Source organism: Moraxella sp. CTOTU48268 (assembly GCF_032069585.1).
GTDB lineage: Bacteria > Pseudomonadota > Gammaproteobacteria > Pseudomonadales > Moraxellaceae > Faucicola > Faucicola cinerea.
Genome location: NZ_DAMALV010000039.1, coordinates 1 through 1504, shown reverse-complemented (window position 1 = coordinate 1504; position 1504 = coordinate 1). Strand labels below are relative to the sequence as shown.

Sequence of the window (1504 nt, the reverse complement as noted above, 5' to 3'; positions counted from 1 at the left end):
AGCGTGGCAACATCGCAACGGACTGGACACCCGCACCTGAAGACATCGATGCCAAGTTTGCCACAACCGATGCTACTATCACTGAGTTTAAACAAACTCAAGCCACTAAAGATAGTGCGACGGCTACGCAAATTAGCACATTGCAAACGTCAGTTGCTGGTAATACGGCATCGATACAGCAACAGCAAAAATCGATTGATGGTCTGTATGCACAGTGGAGCATAAAAGTTGATGTCAATGGGCATATCGCAGGCGTCGGTCTTGCTAATACAGGCGCGTTATCTAGTTTTATTGTCAATGCTGATGACTTTTATGTATCGTCGCCCAACGGAGGCAAAGGCGTTAGCCCATTTATGATACTCAATTCGCCACAGGTGATTAATGGGGTGAGCGTAGCAAGTGGTACTTACATTAAATCGGCATTTATCCATGACGGCTCGATTGATGTTGCGAAAATAGCGGACGCAACTATTACAAGTGCAAAAATTGGTCAAGGTGAGATTAAGAGCGTCAATATCGGAACTGCACAGGTTGATACACTTCAACTTGCAGGGCAATCGGTGTCAGTCACATCAGCAATCAACCAAACAACATTTTTTGATGCAAAAACAAGTGCTTTTACGGATGCTGTTTATCTTATCACTGGCGGTACTGCGGTAAGTGTTGAATTTAGTCTTATTAGTTGTAACCCCGAAGGCTCTGGTAGCTTTACCGTTGAGTGTTTTGTGAATGATGTGTCAAAAAACACATGGACTATGGCAGGCACATTTGGCTATTACCCAAGTATGTTTTTCCCATTCTTGGTGAGTTCTGCCGCCACAGGCAGCACAAAGATTCAGATTAAGGTCACAAGTAACGGTGCTAAGATTGGTTCTGCTGGTTATTTTTTAAAAGCAACAGCATTAAAGAGGTAGTATGGATATTATTACAATTTTTGTATTAAATACAGATGGCTCTTTAAAAAACCAAAGAGTAGGTAATATAGACAGTCTTATGCTTGCAGTAGAAATAGAAAGATTGGACTTTACATTAACCCAGCCGCCTAATTACGACAAGCCGTGGTATTGGTATGACAATCAGTGGAACAACAAACCTAGCAATTAAGCTAGGTTTTTTATTTAAGGGGGCGATATGCCAAAAAAACGAGTCAAAACGTCAGCACTTTGGGCATTTGCGCTCATGCTGATGATATCAACAATTGCGGTTGCACAAGTTGGCGATGTAGCGCCCAAGCCGATTGTTAATCAGTGGGGCATTACCGCCCCATTTTTAACATCTTGGCTGCCTGTTTGGATTTTTAGTGCACTCGGTGGCATTGGCTCAATTTTCGTCAAAGTCGATAACATTGATGCTCGATTTCGTTACTTATATGTTGCTAAGCCATTTCTGGGTATTTTAGGCGGTATGAGTCTATCAATCGCAATGACCGACGGTAGCGACCCACCAGAAGTGATTTTGAGTACATATGCGGCGATATCGTCATTTTTATCAAGTGCGATTTTGC

3 protein-coding genes are annotated in these 1504 nt (G+C 42.5%); all 3 read left to right on the top strand.

Going from position 1 to position 1504, the window contains the following annotated elements; all coding sequences use genetic code 11:
- On the top strand, positions 1–914 hold a 914-nt coding region (locus RT143_RS10495), incomplete at its 5' end, for a phage tail tip fiber protein (protein ID WP_313092936.1).
- Between the two features lies 1 nt (position 915).
- Positions 916–1104 carry a hypothetical protein gene (locus tag RT143_RS10490; protein WP_313092935.1) on the top strand — a complete coding sequence of 63 codons (189 nt, stop codon included), beginning with the start codon at positions 916–918 and terminating at the stop codon, positions 1102–1104.
- A 27-nt stretch (positions 1105–1131) separates the two neighbouring features.
- The coding region (locus RT143_RS10485) for a hypothetical protein (RefSeq protein ID WP_313092934.1) at positions 1132–1504 on the top strand (373 nt) is incomplete at its 3' end.

Bases quoted from the DNA above. Each gene is read 5' to 3' on its own strand.
- RT143_RS10490 (WP_313092935.1), top strand. From the start codon at position 916: ATGGATATTATTACAATTTTTGTATTAAATACAGATGGCTCTTTAAAA.